Raw genomic sequence first — 19,674 nt, forward strand, 5'->3', positions numbered from 1 at the left:
CGCCACTGCGACAACTGCGCCCCCAGCAACTCGTGCAGATCGCCATGTCCCATCCGCCCGCCTTCGAACCGGGCATGGACTGGGGGTACTCCAACACCAACTACATCCTCGCCGGGATGGTCATCGAGCGGGCGACCGGCGGGACGTTGGCCGATGAGATCTCGCGGCGGATCACCCACCCGCTCGGCCTGGCCGGGACGTACCTGCCGCGCGGCGATGACCCGACGATATGCGGACCACACTCACGGCACTACTCGAAGTTGTACCTGACCGACCCCGGCGCCGAGATCTACGACGTGACCGAGATGGACCTTGGGGGAACTTACTACAACACAAACGCGCAGGTAGAAGCACTGCAGAAACTGCTACGGAAGCTGCCCGACCTCACCACACCGGCTCCACCGTCCGCCGAGCGGCCCAAACCAGGGCAGGCACGGCAACTCGATGACCGCGAGCCCCAAAAGGCGCTCAGTGGTTCACGGGGCGAAGTGTCAAACTCGCCCGCGAAACCGGCCCGTGTTCCGCCGGGGAACAGGAGCACATAGCGAGTACGGTATCCGCGATGCTCGGCGGCGAACGAGACCCCGCTGACGAGGCTGAGGTCCGCGCGTATGAAGAAGGTCCGGCCGCCGACACCTTCCTTTTCCGCCGCGTCGAGAAACCTCTTCCCCTTCGCCGGATCGGTACCGATGACGATCACTTGGTCGCCCCGGTCGAGGTAGGTATATGCAAGCGCCTCCCCGATACCCGAGGTGCCTCCTGACACAACAATCGTTTTCAGCGCGATCCTCCTCGGAATACAAGTCGCCTTCCGGACACTCCGTCACACCGACTCGGGAACGTCATCATGGGCTACCAGCAGTTTTCCGACCTGCGTCCTCGTGGACCTTGTCCGCGTCGCGGGACGGCGTGGCCGCGGGGGCTGTCGCGGGACGCATCCGGAACGCGGCAATCAACGTGAGGACGACGACCACGGCCATGGCCAGGAAGGCGTCGGAGAAGGCAGCGCCTTCGTGACCGGGGTACAGGGGGTTGATGGCGCCGCTGCCGCTCTGCTGCCTTGCGGTCACCAGCGCACCGAACAGGGCCGGGCCGGCGCCGGCGCCGAGGAACTGCAACGAGGCTAGTTGCAGTTCGATCGCTCGCCAATCCGGCACCTGATGGGCGGGAGCACCCCGAACCCCACCACAGCCGCCTAATTCGTGCCGTAGATCACAGAACCTTTTCGGCGGAGCTATACACAGCTCGCTGACCGGCACCTTTATGACTTGGCGCCGTTTTCGAGGCTGCTGTATCTGTCAAGTGGTTGCCTGGCGGGGTTCTGGGGCGCGTTCGAGGAGCTTGAACAGTTGCCGGGAGAGGGCTCGTTTGAGGCAGCGGCGGGCTTCGCGGGGGCTTGCCTTCGGAGATGCGGCGAGCGATGTAGGCGCGGGTGTCGGGGTCGACGCGGGCCCGGACGAGGATGATGGTGTGGAACGCCCGGTTGAGTCGGCGGTCGCCGCCGCGGTTGAGCCGGTGGCGGTCGCCGTGACGCTGGCGCCAGGGCTGCGGCGAAAGGTCAGCTCGCGCCCGGAACGGCGGGCTTGCCGTCCGTCCAACCGGCCCTGAACGTCTGCACGCCGGACTTGCCGAGCATCGCCTTTCCGCCGTCCTTCAGATCGGTGTATTCGGCCAGCAGCGTCATGGCCTGGGTGTCCACCAGGAGCTGCTGCTTGAGCACCGAGCCCCCGCTGGAGGAGACGGGCAGGGCCAGCTTCCGGCCGGAGCGGCCCAGCGGATCCTTGGCCCAGCCGAGATCGCTGACGCCCTTGGTCGTCTTCAGCACCTGGTAGGCGGCGGCCCTGACCTTGTCCGGCACCGGGTTCACGTACAGCAGCTCGCTCGCCCGCTCGGCCACGTACCGGTCGAGGTTGACCAGCCAGTCCTCCTTCTTGGAGTTCGGGCTGGTGGTCTTGGCCTCCTCTGCGGCCTCGTCGATCCAGGCGTTGACGTCCGCGAGGAGGTGCTTCCTGAGCGCCTCGGCATCCGTGGGCAGCGACTGGAGCTGCTGGTAGGTCACGTACTTCTCGCCCAGGCGGAACCCGTCAGGCTGCCCCTTGGCCACCCCGATGAAGCCCTTGCCCGGTTTGACGGACAGGTGGATCTTCATGCCCTCCGTGCGGTAGTCCCACGTGGTCGGCGAACCGTCGGCGCGCCAGGCCGCCTCGTCTTTCGCGGTCGCGGGCTTGGCGCCCAGCTCCCGGAAGCCGGACCAGCTCTTGCCCTCGGGCGACAGCCAATCGGTGTCGACGCTGCGCTGGGTCAGGTAGTAGCCGCTGCCGACCGCGTGGGGATGGGTCGTGGTGAAGGTCGTCTCGACCCGCCAGTACGCCCCCTTCGGCGCGTCGGCGGACGCGGGGACGGCGGCCGTACCGGCGAAGATCAGCCCAGCGGCAACGGCGAGGGTGAATCTCATTTCGTCTCCTTCAACGGGTTGTCGTCCGCCCAGCGGCTGTCCTGGATCGCGGTGTACGTCAGGAGCAGGCCGTCCGCGGCGGAACGGGTTTCGATGGAAAGCGGTCTGCCGGAGGCGGGGTCGATCACCAGCCGGGTCCTGGTCGCCCCCGCGTAGTTCGGCGGGGCGAACTCCCCGGACTCGTACTCGATCGCCTGCCCGGCACGGCCCAGCGCGTCGGTCACCTGCCCGACGGCGGCGACCCCGGGCGTCGAAGCGAGCAGCCGGTACGCGGCAGCCCTGGTCTCGCTCGTCACCGGCGCGAAGAACAGCAGCCGCGCCGCGGTGTCGATGGTCGTGCGGTCGTCGGCGTCGAAGAGCGCCTTGAGCCCCTCGGGGGTGTCGGGCACCTCGCTCATCTTGGTCAGCGGCTTGCCCGCCGTGAGGATGCGGAAGTCCCAGTCCTCGGTCGACCAGGTCCGCTGCTCGCCAGGCTCCGCCCGTACGACACCGGAGTGTCCCTTCTCTGAGGGCTTGTCATATGTCCATGACGTCGGTGAGCCGTCGGCGCGCCAGGCCGCCTCGTCCTGGGGCGTCGCGGGCTTGATCCCCTGAGGGGTCTGGCGGTACCAGGTGCGTCCTTCGGGATTCGCGGGGATCCAGGTCTCGATCGACTCGCTCTCGCGCAGGACGTACCGGCCGCCGGGCTCGTGGAACTGCCAGCCGTGGACCTCCGTGCTGCCCCACCACGCGCCCTCGTCGGACATGGAGGCCACCGAGGCCGCCGCGACCAGCAGGAACCGCTTGCCATCCGCCTGAGCGACCGTGCCAGAGGTGGCAGGCCCCCTCGGGAACACCGTCGGCGCGATCACGAAGGCCGCCGCGGTCGCGACCCCCGCCAGGCCGAGCCCCAACACGCCCCACCTGACGGCCCTGCGGCTCCGCCGTACCCGCTCCTGGGCGAACGCGGCGGCCAGCCGCTCGCGCCCGGCCCGCTCGACCTCGGGCGACAGCGGCGGCGCGGGTAGCAGCTCCCGCACCGCCCGGTAATCATCCATCAGAGCCTCCAAGCAAGGGGTTGATGCCGCCCAGGGCGGCACGGAGCTTCCTGCGCACCCGCGACAGGCGGGATCCGACGGTGCCATACGGGATGTCCAGCGCCTTGGCCACCTCTTCATGACTCAGCTCGCCCAGCGCGCTCAGCAGCAGCACGTCCCTGTCGCCGTCGGGCAGGGCGCGCAGCTCGGCCGCGAGCCGCCCCTGTGCGCTCGCGGCGTCGATGCGGGTGACCACGCGTTCCTCGTGGCTGTGCTCCGCGCCGCCGTGCGCGGTGGCGCTGCGCTGCAGAGCAGCCAGCCGTCTGGTCTCGGTACGCCGGTGCGACGAGATCAGGTTGGTGGCGAAGCCGTACAGCCACGGACGGACCTCACCGCGCTCGGGATCGAACGTCTCGCGCTTCCGGAACGCGGCGAGGAACACCTCCGCGGTGAGATCGTCGGCGGCCTGCCGGTCGAGCCGCCGTCCCAGGTACGCGTGGATCTCGCTCACATACCGGTCATAGATCTCCCCGAACCGCTCGGGTCTTCGGCGCGACAACGCCAGCAGGGCCGCGTCGCTGATCGCCTCCGTTGGATCGGTGAGATCTGGAGCCGTCATATTGGCAGTCACACCCCTTACTCAACCGATGGGGCATTCTGCTTTCACACCCGCCGCCGGGGCACCGTTCTCAGGCCACTGATCACGGTCCTAGCCGGCGGTCCAGGCGGACGCGCTGGCCTGGTGGGCGCTCACGCCGGCCGGCGATCGATGGCACCCTGAGCTGCCCGCTCATCCCCGACCGGTTCGCGACCGCCACCACCGCCCGAAACCCAGCCCGTCCGCCACAGCCACCCCGCGGGCCACGAACCGCCCTGCCAGCAGGTTCAGGACCCCTGAAACGACAAGATCCCGCCTGATCACTAAGATCAGACGGGATCCCGTCAACTTCCTTCAGGCCATCTCAAGAACGGCCCAGAAGTGGAGCTATGGGGATTCGAACCCCAGACCTCCTCCATGCCATGGAGGCGCGCTACCAGCTGCGCCATAGCCCCTTGCGACGCAGATGAAATCTTAGCCGACGTCGGACACTCCACGCGCCATCATTCCGGCCACAAGGGCGACGGCGGCGGAGGCCGCGGCGCTCACCGTGATGATCGCGAAGGACAGGACGTAGGCGTCGCGGGACGGGACGGCGGTTCCGGCGATGGTGATCGAGGTCAGGAGGGCGGCGGTGACGGCGCTGGAGACGCTGCCTCCGATGGCTCGGACCAGGGAGTTGATGCCGCTGGCGATGCCGGTCGAGTCCATCGGCACGTGTTGTACGGCCAGCGCGCCCAGCGCCGCGTAGCCGATCCCGAAGCCCAGTCCCTGCAGTGCGTTGGCGCCGATCAGGTCGAGCACCGAGGTGTTGAAGAGGGTGAACCAGCCGAACCCGGCCGCGCACAGGGCCGCGCCGAGGGCGAGAGAGCGGGCCGGGCCCAGGAGGGCGGACAGGCGTCCGGACATGAAGGACGCCGCCAGCATGGTCACGGTGCTGGGGAGGGCGTAGAGGCCGACGTCGAGGACCGATCCGCCGAAGCCGTATCCAGCGGACGGCGGTGTCTGGACGAACCCGGAGATCAGGGCGAACGACCCGAACATCGCGAAGCCCAGCAGCAGCGAGGCCAGGTTGGCGGGCAGGGAACGACGGCCGACGAGCAGGTGGAGCCGTACCATCGGCGTTCGGAGCCGGAGCTGGCTGAACACCCACACCGCGCAGAGCACCACCGCACCCGCGAACAGCCCGACGACCCGGCCGGAGCCCCACCCCCAGTCGTTCCCCTTGGATATCGCCAGCAGCAGGAAGACCAGCCAGGAGGAGAGCAGCACCGCGCCGATGAAGTCGGGGCGGCCTCCGGCCCGGACCCCGGTGTCGTGGGCGCTCAGCGCGATGAGCACGAGCGCCGCCGCGGCGAGCCCCGCGGTGATCCAGAAGACCGGGTGGTGGCTGGGGGTGCGGTCGGCGATGATCCCGGTGACGATCATGCCGAGGTTGCCGCCGACGCCCATGGTGGCGCTCACCACGCCGATGGCCGTCATCACCCGGGTGCGCGGGAAACCGTCCCTGATCATGCCGATGGCCAGCGGGATCAGCGCAGCCGAGGCGCCCTGCATGGCCCGGCCGGCGATCAGCACCGCCAGGGAGCCGGACAGGGCGCAGATCACCGAGCCCAGGACGAGCAGCCCGACGGTGAACAGGATCATCCGCTTCTTGCCGTACATGTCCCCGAGGCGGGACAGCAGCGGAGTGGCGACCGCGCCGGCGAGCAGCGAGGCGGTGAAGACCCAGGTGACCTCCGCGACCGGCACGCCGAAGGCGACCATCAACCGGGGTAGCAGCGGGATCACCACGGTCTGCTGGACGGAGACGACCATCCCGGCGATGGAGAGCGCCAGCAGGGTCAGCCAGAGCTGTCTGCCCCGGCGTGCCGTACTCGGCTCGGAGACGGCCGTCCCTGCCACGATCCACCCCTTCACCGCCGGTTTCCCCCGTCAGATGGTAGATCGTACGGAGAAAACGCCACCGGCCGGATCATGTCACGCCGTGGCTACCGTGATACGTCTTTCTCTTATGGCCGTCGAACGCTTTGAGAGACATCGCGACCTGCTGACCGGAGTCGCCTACCGGATCCTGGGCAGCGTGGCCGACGCCGAAGACGTCGTGCAGGAGGCATGGCTGCGCTGGTCGGGGGTGGAGGTGGCCGAGGTGGAAGATGACCGGGCCTACCTGATCAGGGTGACGACCCGCCTCTCCATCGACCGCCTGCGGCGGGCGAAGTCGCGACGCGAGTCATATGTCGGGTCGTGGCTGCCCGAGCTGGTCGGCACCGCACCCGACACGGCCGAGCACGCCGAGCTGACCGCCTCGGTCGAGCTGGCGTTGCTGGTGGTGCTGGAGACCCTGTCGCCGCTGGAACGCGCGGTGTTCGTGCTGCGGGAGGCGTTCGCCCTGTCCTACGTGGAGATCGGTGAGATCATCGGCCGCGCCGAGGCGACGACCCGGCAGCTCGCTCGGCGGTCCAAACAGCACGTGCAGGAGCGCAGGCCCCGGTTCGACGTGGACCGCGACGAGCGGCGCAGGCTCACCGAGCGGTTCATCGGCGCGGCCGCCGGCGGTGATCTGGACGCGCTGACCGCGATGCTCGCCGAGGACGTCTCACTGGTCGGCGACGGCGGCGGGAAGGCCAAGGCCCCACTGCGGGTCATCACCGGCGCGGAGAAGGTGGCGCGATTCCTGTCCTCGATCGCGTCGAAGGAGGGCGCGCGGAGGTTCATGGAGTCGCTGGGCGCCGATCTCGTCCCCGGCTTCGCGGTGGAGTTCAGGGACGTGAACGGCGCCCCGGCGGCCGTGGTGACCGCCGACGGGCGGCCGATCACGGTGTTCTCCCTGGTCATCAGGGACGGTCTGATCGAGACCGTCTTCCTGGTGGCCAATCCGGAGAAACTTGCGCGCCTGTGATGTCACGGATGCCACCGCCGGGTGCGTCGTGAGGGTATGACGCAGAAAATCACCATCATCGGCGGTGGCCTCGCGGGACTCACCGCGGCCATCGCGTGTGCCGAGGGCGGCGCGCGGGTCACCGTCCACGAGGCCCACCGGGCGCTCGGCGGCCGGGCCCGCAGCACCGCCGCGCCGTACGTCGCCAACGACGGCCCCCATGTCTTCTACTCCGACGGTGAGCCGTGGCGCTGGATGGCGGCCCGGGGACTCGTCCAGCCCTTCCGCAGGCCGGCACTCGGTGAGCTCGCCAGGTTCAGGTTCCGGCACGGCTACCGCCTCACCTCGGCTCCGCCCTGGCCGCTGGTGAAGGCGATCACCACCAGGCGGCGGCTCCGTGCCCCGGTGGACGAGGGCTTCGGCACCTGGGCCACCCGGCACCTGGGTGAGGAGGCGATGCGGGCGGCGGCGGGGCTGGTCGGCGTGATCACCTTCGACGCCGATCCGGCACGGCTGTCCGCGGCGTTCGTCTGGGAGCGGGTGCTGCGGGCGGCCGCGCCCCGATATCCGGCTCCGCGCTACGTCGTCGGCGGCTGGCAGCGGGTGATCGACCGGATGGCCGCTCACGCGCGCGGGCTGGGTGTGCGGATCGAGACCGGCACGCGGGTGGACCGCCTCCCCGAGGACACCCCGGTGATCGTGGCGACGTCGCTGGACGCCGCCAGGACGCTGCTCGGCGACGAGTCGCTGCACTGGGAGAGCGGCAGGGCGGTCCTGCTCGACCTCGGTCTCACCAGGCGTCCCAAGGACGTCTTCCTCGTCTCGGACCTGGACGAGGGGGGATTCCTGGAGCAGTACGGCCTGCCGGACGCCTCGCTCGCGCCGGCCGGGCACACGCTGGTCCAGATCGAGATGCCGCTGCGGCAGAGCGAGTCGAAGGCGGAGGCGGTCACCAGGGCGGAACGGCTGGCCGACCTCGGACTGCCCGGCTGGCGGGAGCGGACGACCTGGCGGCGGGAGGCCACCGCGAACGGCCGTAGCGGGGCTCTGGATCTGCCCGGACTGTCCTGGCGGGACCGGCCGGCGATCGACAGGGGGCACGGCGTCTGGCTGGCGGGGGACGCGGTCGCGGCCCCCGGCCTGCTCGGCGAGGTCTCCACGCACAGCGCCCTGATCGCCGCGCGATCCGTGCTCCACGCCGTCGGTTCGCGTGTCCCCGCCTGAGACCGGCGCCTCGCGCGGGAAACCCGCGCGAGGCGCCGGGTGTGGCTAGCGGGCGGTGACGGTGTGCATGATCATCTCGGAACCGTCGTCGGACAGTTCCAGGGTCGCGACGACCGTGCCGAGCTGGGAGGTGCGCGACAGGTGCGTACCGCCGCACGGGATGGCGACCTCGCCCTCGGGCAGGCCGCAGTGCCAGGTACGGCGGGCGGTCAGCTCGGGGCCGGGGTTGTCGACCCAGACGGGGGCGTCGACGGCGACCCACTCCTTGAGCCGGTCGTTGATCCGCTGGACGATCTCCGGCAGCTCCTCCGCCAGCCCCTCGGCGGTGAAGCCCTTGCGGCGCAGGGACTTGCCCAGGCGGTAGACGTCCTGGCTGCCGCCCGGCAGGATCCGTGAGGAGGTGATGGCCGTCTGGTCGAAGTCGGGGTGGCCGAGCCCGTCGGCCGGGATCTCCTTGCGCCACCTGCCGGCCAGTGCCGCGTTGAGCGCGAGCGCGGTGAGGTGGCAGGCGGTGTGTCCGGCCGACAGCGCGCGGCGGTTGTCGGTGTCCACCACCAGCTCGACCTCCCCGCCCGGCACCGGCTCGTCGGTGACGTGGACGACCAGCCAGCTCCAGCCGGGAGTGCCCCGGCGCACCGGGATGTCCTCACCGAGATGGACGGCCTGTCCGCCCTCCTGCACGGCTCCCGTCACGCAGTCGACGACCGTCAGCCCGGCGATGGTCCCGGTGTCGGCGGGCTGGTCCGGCCAGGTGTGGTCCAGCGGGTGGAACGGGGTCTCGGCCACGATCGTCCCGTGCCGGTCCCCCACCGGCACGGCCCCCACGACCGTCGAACGTCCCCGAACCTCACCTGCCGGATAACTGACCAGCGTCGACCCACCGATGTCCATCCCCTCATCATGCCAGTACGGCTTGCACCGCCCCCGAGGAGGCGCAAGCCGTACCGGCGGGGATGACGGTCAGCCGGTGAGGGCCCGCTCGTCCTCCAGGTAGCGGGTGCGGCCCGCGTACCAGCCGGTCACGAGCTGCACCCCCACCACGGCGAACAGGAGCAGGAACGGCAGCGTCCAGCCGCGGGTCGACTCGTACATCACACCGACGATCAGGGGGCCGGCGCCCGCGATGAGATAACCGGCGCTCTGCCCGAAGGCCGACAGCGCGGCCGTGGCCTCCGGGGTACGGGTACGGAGGGCGAGCATGGTCAGCGCGAGCGGGAAGGATCCCATCCCGATGCCGACCAGCATCGCGGACCCCCAGGCCAGATCCGCCGGGGCCAGCCAGAGACCGAGGAAGCCGACCACGTAGAAGGCCACGAACGTCGCCACCACGGGCCGCTGGTCGGCGAACTTCGAGGCGATCCAGGGCACGACCATCGAGACCGGGATGCCGATCGCGGTGAAGACGCCCAGCACCAGCCCGGCCTGGCCGGTGGTGTAACCGCCATCGATGAGGATCTTGGGCAGGAAGCCGAACATGATGTAGGCCACCATGCTCTGCGTACCGAAGTACGCGGCGACCGCCCAGGCCAGCTTGCTCCGGACCAGGGCCCGGGGACCGAGATCGTTGCTGCCCGTGTCCCGCTCCGGCTCACTGCGCAACAGCGCAAGCCACGGAATGGCGGCGACAGCGGCCAGCGCCGCCCACACCCCGAGGGCAACGTGCCAGTTGCCGTCGGCGGCCCGCTCGATCGGCACGGTCGCGGCGGCCGCGAGCATCGTGCCCACCGCGAGCGCGGTGGTGTAGACGGTGGTCATGGTCCCGGCCCGGCCCGGGAAGTGGCGCTTGATCAGGGTGGGGATGAGCACGTTGCCCACCGCGCCCCCCGACAGCGCCAGGGCGCTGCTGAACAGGAACACCCCCGCGGAGCCCACCATCGCGCGGATCAGCAGACCCGCACCGAGAGTGACCAGGGCGAACAGCAGCAGCCGGTGTTCGCCGACCTTCCTCGCCAGCGACGGCGTCATCGCACCGACCGACGCGAAGATGAGCACGGGCAGCGTGGTGAGAAGACCGACGCCCACTCCCGACATGCCCAGGCCCAACGTGATCTGGTCGAGGACCGGCCCCACACTGGTGACGGCGGTGCGCAGGTTCAGCGCGGCGAGGACGATGCCCGCCACGAGCAACCAGGCAAGAGATCCCGTCGTCTTACCGGTGCGGCCCCGTGTCTCCTGGGTTAGCACGGTCATGGGGGTGTCAGTCCTCCTTCGGCCCAGTCGCCCAATCGTAGGATGATTGGGCGACCGCAACTGTAACAGGGAGGAAATGTCGTTCTGTTCCCGCCCCCGCGAACCCCTGACAACATGGAAGCCGGGCCACGCCTCCTCTTACAGGGCGTGACCCGGCTCTTCGACGTCAGACGCGGCCGTCAGATGAGCGGCCCCGGCTCCGCCGGGGGCTCCTCGCCCGGCCGGCGCCCGGTCGTCCGGATGCTGCTCGGTGATCTCGGCTTCGAAATCGCGACGGACCCCGGCGGGCTCCGGCGCTGACTAGGCGCGGCGCAAAAGCCAATAAAAACCGAGGATCGGCAGGACCATCGGGATGAACACGTAACCACTGCCGTAACCCGACCACACCGTGGCACGCGGGAACGCCTCGGGGTCGACCATGCTCAGCGTGCCGACGACGAGGACCCCGGCCATCTCGATGCCACAGGCGATCAGCGCCAGCCGCCGGTTACCCCGGGCCAGTGCCACGGTGAGCACGATGTAGACCACCGCGGCGAACGCCGACAGCGCGTAGGCCAGCGGGGCCTCACCGAACCGCGTCGCGATCTGCACGGCGGCACGCGCCCCCGCGGCGAGGGCGAACACCCCGTAGATCGCGACCAGGGCCCGCCCCGGCCCGCTGCCGATCGCCGGCTCGCTCATACCGCCCCCTGCCAGATCTGCAACAGCCGCCCGACCATGACACAGATCGTGAAGCCCGCCACCGCGATCACGGCCGGCCCCCAGCGCGAGCGCTCACCGACCCCCCAGAACGCCGCAGCCGGCGGGATCACCAGGGTGCCGGCCAGATAGCCGATGAAGGTCGCCATCTCGTCCGGCCGCTCCCCCCGGACCAGCCCGGCGACCGCGAATCCGGCCTGGACCAGCAGGCCGATCTCCAGCACCCCGAGCGCCACGAGCAGAACGGTCCCCATCGGCCTGTCGCGCACGGTGGTCACCAGACTGATCGCCACGATCACCAGGGAGAGCACGATCACGCCGGTCGCGAGCGGGCCGATCATAGAGACATCACAGGGACGGCAGACATGAGCAGTAGGGTACTGCCCGCTCCCCTCGCCCTCCGCTCCGCGGCACGTACGCTGGGGCCATGGAGAAGGTCATGGTCAGCGCCTGCATGATGGGGCGGAAGGTCCGCTATGACGGAGCCGCCAAGACGAGTGGTGACGCGCTGCTGGCCACCTGGCGGCAGGAGGGCCGCCTCGTCCCGTTCTGCCCGGAGGTCGAGGGCGGGCTGCCCGTCCCCCGCCCGGCCGCCGAGATCGAGGGCGGCGCCGGGGGCACGGCCGTGCTCGCCGGAACCGCCCGAGTGCTGGCCACCGACGGCACCGACGTCACGCAGGCCTTCCTGGCAGGCGCCCGGGCGGCACTCGCCGCCGCCCAGGCCCTCGGTGTCAGGGTGGCGATCCTGAAGGAGGGGAGCCCCTCCTGCGGAAGCCTGACCATCTACGACGGCAGTTTCGCCGGCCGCCGCCTGCCCGGCAGCGGCGTCACCACCGCTCTGCTCGAACAGCACGGCATCGCGGTGTTCGGCGAGGACCGCATCCCCGACGCCGGGATACGGCTCCGCGAGCTCGATGGAAGCTGAGCGGCGCTCCTACGTCTTGGTGAGTTCCATGACCCAGTTGGTCTCCCAGGTCTTCTCGCCGTCGGCGGAGAACGCCTGCTCCCAGCGGGCGGAGACAGGCGTGATCTCCGACCAGATGAAACGGGCTCTGATCGGCATGCCCTCGTGGGTGTCGTCGCCGTAGAACTCACCCCGGCCGCCGGCGAACCGGCCCACGACCGGCGGGAAGAGCGTTCCGGTCCGGCTGCTGGCCCAGTAGAGGGACCACTCCTCGCGCTGGACGTCGAACAGCCGCAGGGTGAATCCGGAGAACCCCCTGGTGGGGAAGGTGATCTCGTCGACGTTGGCCGCGCCGCCGAAAACGGGCCTGGCGACCGAGGTCGCGGGGAACTCGTCCCAGTCGGTACTGCCGGCGAACAGCGTGGTGAGCCTGCGGTTGGCCACCGCCCAGGTGCCGGTGAGGAAGTCGAAGTCGTTCATGCGGTGAGACTAAATCCGGACCACTGACACCTACTGTCAGCGTTTTCCAAGATAATTCAGCTCATGCGCGCGAGCCGGCTCCTCTCCCTGCTGATGTTGCTCCAGACCCGTGGCCGGATGACCGCGCAGGAGCTGGCAGCCGAGCTGGAGGTCTCGGTCCGGACCGTCTACCGGGACGTGGAGTCGCTCCACTCGGCCGGTGTCCCCCTGTACGGCGACGCCGGCCCCTCAGGCGGTTACCGGCTGCTGGAGGGCTACCGCACCCGGCTCACCGGCCTGACCTCGGAAGAGGCCGAGTCGCTTTTCCTCGCCGGGATGCCGGGGCCCGCCGCCGAACTCGGGCTCGGGTCGGTGGTGACGGCCGCCCAGCTCAAGCTCATGGCCGCGCTCCCGGTCGAGCTCCGCGACCGGGCCGGGCGGATACGCGAGCGTTTCCACCTCGACACCCCGACCTGGTACCACGGCGCCGACGAGACCCCGCATCTGGCGGCGGTCGCCGACGCGGTGTGGAACGAGCGCCGGCTGGAGATCCGCTACCACCGGTGGAAGGCCCCCCGGGAGGTGGTGCGGAGGCTGGAGCCGTACGGGCTGGTGCTCAAGGCCGGCCGCTGGTACCTCATCGCCTGCGGCGGCGGCGAGGACGTACGCACCTACCGGGTCTCCCAGATCCGCGAGCTGCACACGCTCCCGGAAACCTTCACCCGTCCCGCCGGATTCGATCTCGCCGCCCACTGGAACGGCGCCCTGGAGGAGTTCGAGGCACGGCTCCTGCAGGGCGAGGCCGTCGTCCGCCTCTCGCCGAACGGGATGGAACGCCTGCCCGACATGGTCCGCCCCGCCGTCCTGCGGGCGGCCGAGGCCGGCGCCGAAACTCCGGACCCGGACGGCTGGACACAGGTCACGGTCCCCATCGAGTCGCTCTCGCACGCGCTGAGCGACTTCCTGCGGTTCGGCGAGGACCTGGAGGTCGTCTCCCCCGCCGAGCTCCGCGACCTGATGGCGGCGACCGCCCAGTCCCTGGTACGGCTCTACGATGCGTCTGCGGGCCGGCCGGGGATCAGTAGACGCCCTCAGACCGTGAGACGGTGACGCTACCCGGCTACGTCCTACTCATCCGTGATGCGCCCGTAGTGGCCGCACACCGCCCGCCCCCTTCGCCACCACCGTCTCACGCACTCGGACGAGCTCGCCAACGGCCACGCAGACCTGGAAAACAACGAGATCCCATCCGATCAAGATGATCGGATGGGATCTCGTCAACGTCCTTCAGGCCATCTCAAGAACGGCCCAGAAGTGGAGCTATGGGGATTCGAACCCCAGACCTCCTCCATGCCATGGAGGCGCGCTACCAGCTGCGCCATAGCCCCTGGTCACCGCTTCGAGTGCTCTCGTTGCGGCGCCTCGGAAGCATATAGGGACATCGACATGTTCACCTAATCGACGGCCGTACGGCTCGCGCCCGTCATCTCGGGCGCAAGCCGTGCCACCAGATCAGTCTTCCGTGGCCTCGGGACTGTCGTCACTCTGGACCGGCTCGGGGAGCGTTCCGGCGTTGTGCTCAAGCAGACGCCAGCCCTTGCGCGCCTCCTCCAACACCGACCACGAGCAGTTTCCCAGACCTCCCAGAGCGGGCCAGAGCTCCTCCGGAAGACCCATCAGCCTGGCGATGCCAAGCCGGATCGCCGCCCCGTGGGAGGCGATCACCAGCAGGCCGCCGGAGTCGAGTTCGGCCGCCCAGCGGCGGATCGACGTCGACACCCTCTCGGCCACGTCGGTGACGTGCTCGCCTCCCGGAGCCTCCCAGGCGGTGAACTCGCGGGGCCAGCCGGTGGAGATCTCCTCACGGGTGAGGCCCTCCCACTCACCGCCCCCGCGCTCACGCAGGTCCTTGTCCACGGTCACGTCAAGGCCGGCGACACGGCCGAGCGCCGAGGCGGTGTCCAGCGCCCGCTGCAGGTCGGAAGAGACGATCATGTTGGGGCGGAGCGAGGCGAGCAGCGAGGCGGCGCGGGCCGCCTGCGCCACACCGGTCTCGTCCAGCGGGATGTCGCTGTGGCCCTGGAAACGTTGCTCGACGTTCCACAGGGTCTGGCCATGCCTCAGGCAGACGACACGGCGACTCACTCAGTTACCGCCTCGCGGGCGCGCTGGGCGGCGGCCTGCCGCACGCTGTCCGGCAGGGAGATGGAAGGACAGTCCTTCCACAGACGCTCAAGAGCGTAGAAGGTGCGGTCCTCCTCGTGCTGGACGTGCACGACGATGTCGATGTAGTCCAGGAGAACCCAGCGCCCCTCCCGCTCACCCTCGCGGCGGACGGGCTTGGCGTCGGCCTCGATCCGCAGCCTGTCCTCGATTTCGTCGACGATGGCGCGGACCTGGCGGTCGTTGGTGGCGGAGCAGAGCACGAACGCGTCGGTGATGACGAGCTGCTCGCTCACGTCGTAGGCAAGAATGTCGTCGGCCAGTTTGTCTGCCGCGGCCTCGGCGGCGAGCCTGACGAGCTGTACGGATCTGTCGGTTGCGGTCACGGTGTCGGTTAGTCCTCCTGTAGTCGGCGCTGTCACCTATCAGAGTGCCCGATCGGGCGCCCGTTGAAGAGGTGTCGTAGGTACAACGCCTGCCGTGTGCCACCCGATTCCGCGCCGCAGACGGATCAGCGACCCGGTCAGGGGCTCACGGAGCGGTAAAGACCGCGCTTGTTGATGTACTGAACGATACCGTCAGGCACTAGATACCAGATGGGGCGTCCCGTGGCCACCCGTTCCCGGCACTCCGAGGACGAAATGGACAGTGCCGGAATCTCCACCAGGCTGACCCTGCCCTCCGGCAGCCCCGGGTCGTGCAGATGGTGCCCGGGCCGGGTGGCACCGACGAAGTGCGCGATGGTGAACAGCTCGTCGACGTCGCGCCAGCTCAGGATCTGGGCGAGGGCGTCGGCTCCGGTGATGAAGTACAGCTCGACGTCCGGGCCCCAGGCGGTGGCGATGTCACGCAGGGTGTCGATGGTGAAGGTCGGGCCCGGTCGGTCGATGTCCACCCGGCTCACCGAGAAGCGCGGGTTGGAGGCGGTCGCGATGACCGTCATCAGGTAGCGGTCCTCGGGCGCGGACACCGTCCTGTCGGCCTTCTGCCACGGGCGGCCGGTCGGCACGAAGACCACCTCGTCGAGGTCGAAGTGGTGGGCGACCTCGCTGGCGGCGACCAGGTGCCCATGGTGGATCGGGTCGAAGGTGCCGCCCATGACGCCCAGTCGTCGCTTCCCCTGACCGGTAGGCGCGTTCATCATGGGAGGGACCATACGCGTAAGCCGTGCGCGGCTTTTAGCCGCCCCCCGCGCGTGCCCGACGGACCCGACGTAGCATGCCGGACATGACCACCACCCCGGATCGCAACCGCGTGCAGCTTCCCGGAATCAGCTCACGTGCCTACGAACATCCCGCTGACCGGTCCGCGCTGGTCGCCCTGCGCTCGCTCAGCGGATTCGACACGGTGCTCAAGCAGATGTCCGGACTGATCAGCGAGCGCCGCCTGCGCCTGATCTACCTCGCCTCGGCCGTCCGCACCAGTGACACCCAGTTCCGTGTCCTGCACGACATGGGCCGCGACGCCGCCTACGCGCTCGACCTCCACCGCATTCCCGAGATCTACGTCCAGCAGAACCCGCTGGTCCAGGCGAAGGCGATCGGCTTCGACGACCCGTTCATCGTCGTCTCCACCGGCCTGCTCGACCTGATGGACTCGGAGGAGCAGCGTTTCGTCATCGGGCACGAGACCGCGCACATCCTCTCCGGCCACGCGGTCTACCGCACGATGCTGGACATCCTCACCCGCCTGGCCACCCGGGTGGCCTGGATCCCGCTCGGCTACATCGGCCTGCGCGCGATCGTCGCCGGTCTGGAGGAGTGGCATCGCAAGTCCGAGCTCTCCGCCGACCGCGGTGGCCTGCTCTGCGGCCAGGACCCCGATGCCGCCCTGCGGGCCCTGATGAAGCTCGCCGGAGGGTCGCGCCTGCACGAGATGAACATCGAGGCCTTCCTCGACCAGGCACGGGAGTACGACACGGCGGGCGACGTCCGCGACGGCCTGCTCAAGGTCCTCAACCTGCTCGGCACCACCCACCCGTTCGCGGTCTCCCGGGTGGCCGAGCTGGACAAGTGGCGCCGCGGCGGCGAGTACGACGCGATCATCGGAGGCACCTATCCCCGCCGTACCGACGACGCGAACGCCAAGATCTCCGAAGAGGTCAGAGCCGCAGCCCGTTCCTACCGCGAGTCCTGGTCGCAGTCCCAGGACCCCTTCATCGGCGTCCTGCGCGACGTGGCCGAGGGCGCGGTCAACGCGGGAGAGCGCATCTTCAACCGCTTCTCACGCCGCGACGGTAACTAGACGCCAACCATAAAAAGGTCCAGAAGCTCATCTTCTGGACCTTTTTCGGCGAGGAGCCGACAGCCCTCAGATCAGGAGGGCGATCGCGCGTACGGCTGCCGCGCACAGGGCGACGAACCCGCCCAGCACGGCGAGCGCCCGCAGGCCCTCCTTGCGGAGTTCGGGGATCTCGGAGCTGATCCGCTCGACCTCACGTCCGATGATCCCGCCGCAGACGACCCCGAACACGATGCCGGCGGCGGCGATGGGAGCGGGGCGCAGCCACCACTCCGGCGGCAGGGACGCGCCGAGAGTCAGCCACAGCACTCCGCCCGCGAGCCCCGCCGCCGGCAGCCCCGGCCAGACCAGTGCGGTCAGCAGTGACACCACGAAGGTCAACGGGAAGCTCACGACGCGCAACACACCCCGGGCCCTGGCCGACACGCGTTTCCTGACCAGCCAGTGCCCGACCCAGACCGTGCGGGCCAGGACGGCGAAGACACCGGTGACGGCGAAGGTGGCCAGCGGCCACAGCAGAGTGGCCACCACACACGGCACGGACAGTACGGCCAGCAGGATCAGTGCCGCGTTCCCCGCGGGCAACGGCCCTGCGCGGCCACCGGTCGCGGCTCCCGTGCCCTCTCCCTGACGCCCCTTGGGCGCCCTCCGGGCGGCCTTGGCCCCTGTTCCGCCGGATGCCGGCCGGGCCCCCCGGGACGGCTCACCTGCCCCGGAAGCCGATCGCCCGCCACGGGACGGCCCCTCCCCGGCCGCAGCCGGCCGCGCGCCGCGCGCGACGCCGTCTGTCCCTCCGGTGGACCGTCCCGCCCGTGGCGGCTCTGCGGCCAGAGCTGCCACCGCCTTCCCACCACGGGACGTCCCGTCCCCACCGGCGGCCGGGCGCGTCACGCGCTCGGACGCGGCCGTCTTGGCAGCCGACCGGCCACCCCGCGAGGGCTCCTCCCCCTTGTCGCCCTTGGACCCGGACCTGGCTCGCGCCTCCGGCTTCTTCGACGCGCCGGAGACGGCCCGCTCCGCGACCGGCCTGGCGGTCTTCGGCGGTGCCGGCTCGGAGGCGGCTCGGGCGAGACGCGTGAGGCGGGCGGCCAGGATGGCCGCGGTGGGACGTTTGGCCGCCTCGCGATGGAGAGCGGCCCGGATCAGGGGGAGCAGGGACGCGGGAATGCCCGCCAGATCGGCCTGGCCGTTGAGGATGGCGTACATCTGTGCCTCAACCGTGCCACGGCCGAAGGTGGGACGTCCGGTCGCGGCGAAGGCGACCGTGGCCGCCCACGCGTGCACGTCGGCGGGCTCCCCCACGGGCTCGTCCACGAAGAGCTCGGGGGCGGCGTAGCTCGGGGTGCCGAGGAAGGTGCCGGTCATGGTGAGCCGGGTGGCGTCCAGGACCTGGGCGATGCCGAAGTCGATCAGGATGGGCTCGTCCTCGGCGTTGACGAGCACGTTGGCGGGCTTGAGGTCACGGTGGACGACCCCGGCCGCGTGGATGATCGACAGGGCGGTGGCCAGCCCCTGGGCGAGGGTGACCAGAGCTGCCCCCTGGAGCGGGCCGTCGCGCCGCACGCGTTCGAGGAGGGTGTCCCCCTCGATGTGCTCCATGACCAGATAAGGCCGTTCACAGGCGAGGTCGGCGTCGACGACGCGCGCGACATAGGGGCTCTCGACCCTGCGGAGGGCGCGGACCTCGCGCTCGAGCCGTATTCGGGCCTCCGAGTCGGCGTCGACGGCATCGTGGAGCATCTTGAGCGCGACGCCCTCCCCACGGCGGTTGGTGGCGAGGTAGACGTCCCCCATGCCGCCCCGGCCGAGGCGCTCCACCAACGTGTAGGAGCCGACGCGCCCGAGACGACCCACGTGACCTCCTGCGTCGGCCACATGGGTCCAAGACCGCTGTGCCTACCGGGTTGCTCGCTCCCGCTCGCTTCCCTGCTCTCCAGCCATAGGAGACAACACCATAGCGGGCAGGTGCGACGAATTTCCGGCGGCGCGCCGTACTGGCGGAAACATCAGAGGGGCGGGGTCCCGGCGTCAGGCGGTTTCGGGCGGGTACCCTCCGGTTCGATCGACGGCTGCGGCTGGGTCGCGTCCTCCGGCGTCGGCGGATGTGACGGGGCCACGTCCTCCGACGCCGGCGGCCGTTGCTGGACCGCGGTGGGCGGGATCCGTGACGGGGACTCGTCCTGGATGGGCGGCACGTACGCCGGCGCGTTCTCACGACCCCGCCGGCGCTCCCGGCGGCGGCCGAAAAGGAGGTGGTCCAGGCTGATCCGGCCCGCGCCGCCGGCGGCCAGCAGCAGCGCGGCCGAGCCCAGGGCGCCGACCAGCTCGAATCCACCCTCCGCGATGAGGAGGCCGTTACGCGAGTGCACGAATATGAACGCACCGAGCATGTCCGCGGCGAGCAGAAGACCGACGAGCGGGGTCAACAGCCCCAGGATGAGCAGGATTCCCCCGCCGAGTTCGACGGCCATGGCGAAGCCGGCGGATATCCGGGGCATGGGCACGCCCGCCGAGCCGAACATGGCGGCGGTGCCGTCCAGACCGCCCGTGTTGAGCTTCTGCCATCCGTGCACGACGAAGATGGCACCAAGGACGATCCGCGCGATCAGCGCGGCCAGATCGTACAGGGAACGCCTCACGACCGGCGCTCGCAGTCACGGAGCGGACCGCCCAGCAGGGTGTCCAGCCTGGCCGTGGGCTCGGCTGACAGGCTCCGGCGGCGGGTGCGCCGCCAGCTCACATGTCCCCGCCGCTCCAGCCAGAGCATCAGCCGATCGAGACTGAACAGCACAAGCGCGACAAGCAGGAACGTGACCACGATTTCCATGGAGCCCAGTCAAACCA

At 70.1% G+C, this 19,674-nt stretch carries 23 protein-coding genes, 2 tRNA genes and 2 pseudogenes; 7 read left to right on the forward strand and 20 right to left on the reverse strand.

Features of this window, described 5'->3' with window-relative positions; all coding sequences use genetic code 11:
• The first annotated feature begins 44 nt into the window (after window positions 1–44).
• Window positions 45–545, forward strand: a complete 501-nt coding sequence (locus tag FHR32_RS47115) for a serine hydrolase domain-containing protein (protein ID WP_376773359.1) — start codon at window positions 45–47, stop codon at window positions 543–545.
• A gap of 47 nt (window positions 546–592) precedes the next feature.
• On the opposite strand, the pseudogene FHR32_RS47120 reads toward FHR32_RS47115, so the two are convergent.
• The 8 genes and pseudogenes from FHR32_RS47120 to FHR32_RS03270 all read right to left on the reverse strand — a co-directional run.
• Window positions 593–766, reverse strand: a pseudogene (locus FHR32_RS47120) (short-chain dehydrogenase); the annotation flags it as partial.
• Between the two features lie 79 nt (window positions 767–845).
• The gene (locus FHR32_RS03240; RefSeq protein ID WP_184752836.1) at window positions 846–1,157 is read right to left on the reverse strand and encodes a hypothetical protein; all 312 of its coding nucleotides are present in this window, start codon (window positions 1,155–1,157) and stop codon (window positions 846–848) included.
• Window positions 1,158–1,212: 55 nt separating this feature from the next.
• Window positions 1,213–1,518: pseudogene (locus FHR32_RS03245) on the reverse strand (hypothetical protein); the annotation flags it as partial.
• A 40-nt stretch (window positions 1,519–1,558) separates the two neighbouring features.
• On the reverse strand, window positions 1,559–2,455 hold the full coding sequence (locus FHR32_RS03250) for a hypothetical protein (protein WP_184752837.1): 897 nt from the start codon (window positions 2,453–2,455) through the stop codon (window positions 1,559–1,561).
• Complete coding sequence (locus FHR32_RS03255) at window positions 2,452–3,492, reverse strand: hypothetical protein (protein WP_184752839.1); 1,041 nt, start codon at window positions 3,490–3,492, stop codon at window positions 2,452–2,454. Before FHR32_RS03255 ends, FHR32_RS03250 begins: the two co-directional genes overlap by 4 nt.
• Window positions 3,485–4,090, reverse strand: a complete 606-nt coding sequence (locus FHR32_RS03260) for an RNA polymerase sigma factor (RefSeq protein WP_184752841.1) — start codon at window positions 4,088–4,090, stop codon at window positions 3,485–3,487. Before FHR32_RS03260 ends, FHR32_RS03255 begins: the two co-directional genes overlap by 8 nt.
• A 361-nt stretch (window positions 4,091–4,451) precedes the next feature.
• Window positions 4,452–4,524, reverse strand: a tRNA-Ala gene (locus tag FHR32_RS03265).
• A gap of 19 nt (window positions 4,525–4,543) precedes the next feature.
• The gene (locus FHR32_RS03270) at window positions 4,544–5,974 is read right to left on the reverse strand and encodes an MFS transporter (RefSeq protein WP_184752843.1); all 1,431 of its coding nucleotides are present in this window, start codon (window positions 5,972–5,974) and stop codon (window positions 4,544–4,546) included.
• A gap of 109 nt (window positions 5,975–6,083) precedes the next feature.
• Between FHR32_RS03270 and FHR32_RS03275 the strand changes: the two genes are divergently transcribed.
• A complete protein-coding gene (locus FHR32_RS03275) occupies window positions 6,084–6,971 on the forward strand; it encodes an RNA polymerase sigma-70 factor (protein ID WP_184752845.1) in 888 nt (295 codons plus the stop codon).
• 36 nt (window positions 6,972–7,007) lie between these two features.
• The gene (locus tag FHR32_RS03280) at window positions 7,008–8,174 is read left to right on the forward strand and encodes a phytoene desaturase family protein (protein WP_184752846.1); all 1,167 of its coding nucleotides are present in this window, start codon (window positions 7,008–7,010) and stop codon (window positions 8,172–8,174) included.
• Between the two features lie 45 nt (window positions 8,175–8,219).
• Here FHR32_RS03280 and FHR32_RS03285 read toward each other — a convergent pair whose 3' ends face one another.
• Together FHR32_RS03285 and FHR32_RS03290 are read right to left on the reverse strand one after the other, a co-directional pair.
• Window positions 8,220–9,065: an alanyl-tRNA editing protein gene (locus FHR32_RS03285; protein ID WP_184752848.1), complete on the reverse strand. Its 846-nt coding sequence runs from the start codon at window positions 9,063–9,065 to the stop codon at window positions 8,220–8,222.
• A 69-nt stretch (window positions 9,066–9,134) separates the two neighbouring features.
• Window positions 9,135–10,364 (reverse strand): CynX/NimT family MFS transporter, encoded by a 1,230-nt coding sequence (locus FHR32_RS03290; RefSeq protein WP_184752850.1) that lies wholly within the window; start codon window positions 10,362–10,364, stop codon window positions 9,135–9,137.
• A gap of 147 nt (window positions 10,365–10,511) precedes the next feature.
• On the opposite strand from FHR32_RS03290, the gene FHR32_RS03295 reads away from it, so the two are divergent.
• Entirely contained in the window at window positions 10,512–10,664 is a 153-nt protein-coding gene (locus FHR32_RS03295; RefSeq protein WP_184752852.1) for a hypothetical protein, read from the forward strand.
• Here FHR32_RS03295 and FHR32_RS03300 read toward each other — a convergent pair whose 3' ends face one another.
• Both FHR32_RS03300 and FHR32_RS03305 read right to left on the reverse strand, forming a co-directional pair.
• Window positions 10,665–11,045 (reverse strand): hypothetical protein, encoded by a 381-nt coding sequence (locus FHR32_RS03300; protein WP_184752854.1) that lies wholly within the window; start codon window positions 11,043–11,045, stop codon window positions 10,665–10,667.
• Complete coding sequence (locus FHR32_RS03305; protein WP_184752856.1) at window positions 11,042–11,404, reverse strand: hypothetical protein; 363 nt, start codon at window positions 11,402–11,404, stop codon at window positions 11,042–11,044. The genes FHR32_RS03300 and FHR32_RS03305 overlap by 4 nt, the downstream gene beginning before the upstream one ends.
• Window positions 11,405–11,490: 86 nt before the next feature.
• Here FHR32_RS03305 and FHR32_RS03310 point away from each other — a divergent pair, with 86 nt between their 5' ends.
• Window positions 11,491–11,988 carry a 2-thiouracil desulfurase family protein gene (locus tag FHR32_RS03310; protein WP_184752858.1) on the forward strand — a complete coding sequence of 166 codons (498 nt, stop codon included), beginning with the start codon at window positions 11,491–11,493 and terminating at the stop codon, window positions 11,986–11,988.
• A 9-nt stretch (window positions 11,989–11,997) separates the two neighbouring features.
• On the opposite strand, the gene FHR32_RS03315 is transcribed toward FHR32_RS03310, so the two are convergent.
• Window positions 11,998–12,447 (reverse strand): hypothetical protein, encoded by a 450-nt coding sequence (locus FHR32_RS03315; protein WP_184752860.1) that lies wholly within the window; start codon window positions 12,445–12,447, stop codon window positions 11,998–12,000.
• Between the two features lie 63 nt (window positions 12,448–12,510).
• Between FHR32_RS03315 and FHR32_RS03320 the strand changes: the two genes are divergently transcribed.
• Window positions 12,511–13,536: a helix-turn-helix transcriptional regulator gene (locus FHR32_RS03320; RefSeq protein WP_184752862.1), complete on the forward strand. Its 1,026-nt coding sequence runs from the start codon at window positions 12,511–12,513 to the stop codon at window positions 13,534–13,536.
• 205 nt (window positions 13,537–13,741) lie between these two features.
• On the opposite strand, the gene FHR32_RS03325 is transcribed toward FHR32_RS03320, so the two are convergent.
• The 4 genes from FHR32_RS03325 to nadD form a co-directional block, all read right to left on the reverse strand.
• Window positions 13,742–13,814 (reverse strand) — tRNA-Ala (locus tag FHR32_RS03325).
• Window positions 13,815–13,938: 124 nt separating this feature from the next.
• On the reverse strand, window positions 13,939–14,571 hold the full coding sequence (locus FHR32_RS03330; protein ID WP_184752864.1) for a histidine phosphatase family protein: 633 nt from the start codon (window positions 14,569–14,571) through the stop codon (window positions 13,939–13,941).
• On the reverse strand, window positions 14,568–14,975 hold the full coding sequence (gene rsfS / locus FHR32_RS03335; protein ID WP_184752866.1) for a ribosome silencing factor: 408 nt from the start codon (window positions 14,973–14,975) through the stop codon (window positions 14,568–14,570). The genes FHR32_RS03330 and rsfS overlap by 4 nt, the downstream gene beginning before the upstream one ends.
• Window positions 14,976–15,112: 137 nt before the next feature.
• Window positions 15,113–15,733: a nicotinate-nucleotide adenylyltransferase gene (nadD, locus tag FHR32_RS03340; RefSeq protein WP_184752868.1), complete on the reverse strand. Its 621-nt coding sequence runs from the start codon at window positions 15,731–15,733 to the stop codon at window positions 15,113–15,115.
• Window positions 15,734–15,807: 74 nt separating this feature from the next.
• Here nadD and FHR32_RS03345 point away from each other — a divergent pair, with 74 nt between their 5' ends.
• On the forward strand, window positions 15,808–16,833 hold the full coding sequence (locus FHR32_RS03345; protein WP_184752870.1) for a M48 family metallopeptidase: 1,026 nt from the start codon (window positions 15,808–15,810) through the stop codon (window positions 16,831–16,833).
• A gap of 66 nt (window positions 16,834–16,899) precedes the next feature.
• Here FHR32_RS03345 and FHR32_RS03350 read toward each other — a convergent pair whose 3' ends face one another.
• From FHR32_RS03350 to FHR32_RS03360, 3 genes are all read right to left on the reverse strand, one after another.
• A complete protein-coding gene (locus FHR32_RS03350) occupies window positions 16,900–18,684 on the reverse strand; it encodes a serine/threonine protein kinase (protein ID WP_184752872.1) in 1,785 nt (594 codons plus the stop codon).
• A gap of 152 nt (window positions 18,685–18,836) precedes the next feature.
• The gene (locus tag FHR32_RS03355) at window positions 18,837–19,469 is read right to left on the reverse strand and encodes a DoxX family protein (protein ID WP_184752874.1); all 633 of its coding nucleotides are present in this window, start codon (window positions 19,467–19,469) and stop codon (window positions 18,837–18,839) included.
• Entirely contained in the window at window positions 19,466–19,657 is a 192-nt protein-coding gene (locus FHR32_RS03360) for a hypothetical protein (protein WP_184752876.1), read from the reverse strand. Before FHR32_RS03360 ends, FHR32_RS03355 begins: the two co-directional genes overlap by 4 nt.
• Between the last annotated feature and the right edge of the window lie 17 nt (window positions 19,658–19,674).

It is taken from the genome of Streptosporangium album (assembly GCF_014203795.1).
GTDB lineage: Bacteria > Actinomycetota > Actinomycetes > Streptosporangiales > Streptosporangiaceae > Streptosporangium > Streptosporangium album.

Excerpts from the sequence above, each read along its gene's own strand:
- nadD (WP_184752868.1), bottom strand. The coding sequence starts at position 15,733 with ATGATGAACGCGCCTACCGGTCAGGGGAAGCGACGACTGGGCGTCATG.
- FHR32_RS03255 (WP_184752839.1), bottom strand. The coding sequence starts at position 3,492 with ATGGATGATTACCGGGCGGTGCGGGAGCTGCTACCCGCGCCGCCGCTG.
- FHR32_RS03250 (WP_184752837.1), bottom strand. The coding sequence starts at position 2,455 with ATGAGATTCACCCTCGCCGTTGCCGCTGGGCTGATCTTCGCCGGTACG.
- FHR32_RS03320 (WP_184752862.1), top strand. The coding sequence starts at position 12,511 with ATGCGCGCGAGCCGGCTCCTCTCCCTGCTGATGTTGCTCCAGACCCGT.
- FHR32_RS03285 (WP_184752848.1), bottom strand. The coding sequence starts at position 9,065 with ATGGACATCGGTGGGTCGACGCTGGTCAGTTATCCGGCAGGTGAGGTT.
- FHR32_RS03280 (WP_184752846.1), top strand. The coding sequence starts at position 7,008 with ATGACGCAGAAAATCACCATCATCGGCGGTGGCCTCGCGGGACTCACC.
- FHR32_RS03345 (WP_184752870.1), top strand. The coding sequence starts at position 15,808 with ATGCCGGACATGACCACCACCCCGGATCGCAACCGCGTGCAGCTTCCC.
- FHR32_RS47115 (WP_376773359.1), top strand. The coding sequence starts at position 45 with ATGTCCCATCCGCCCGCCTTCGAACCGGGCATGGACTGGGGGTACTCC.
- FHR32_RS03300 (WP_184752854.1), bottom strand. The coding sequence starts at position 11,045 with ATGAGCGAGCCGGCGATCGGCAGCGGGCCGGGGCGGGCCCTGGTCGCG.
- FHR32_RS03360 (WP_184752876.1), bottom strand. The coding sequence starts at position 19,657 with ATGGAAATCGTGGTCACGTTCCTGCTTGTCGCGCTTGTGCTGTTCAGT.
- FHR32_RS03290 (WP_184752850.1), bottom strand. The coding sequence starts at position 10,364 with ATGACCGTGCTAACCCAGGAGACACGGGGCCGCACCGGTAAGACGACG.
- FHR32_RS03305 (WP_184752856.1), bottom strand. The coding sequence starts at position 11,404 with ATGATCGGCCCGCTCGCGACCGGCGTGATCGTGCTCTCCCTGGTGATC.
- FHR32_RS03260 (WP_184752841.1), bottom strand. The coding sequence starts at position 4,090 with ATGACGGCTCCAGATCTCACCGATCCAACGGAGGCGATCAGCGACGCG.
- FHR32_RS03275 (WP_184752845.1), top strand. The coding sequence starts at position 6,084 with ATGGCCGTCGAACGCTTTGAGAGACATCGCGACCTGCTGACCGGAGTC.
- FHR32_RS03310 (WP_184752858.1), top strand. The coding sequence starts at position 11,491 with ATGGAGAAGGTCATGGTCAGCGCCTGCATGATGGGGCGGAAGGTCCGC.
- FHR32_RS03315 (WP_184752860.1), bottom strand. The coding sequence starts at position 12,447 with ATGAACGACTTCGACTTCCTCACCGGCACCTGGGCGGTGGCCAACCGC.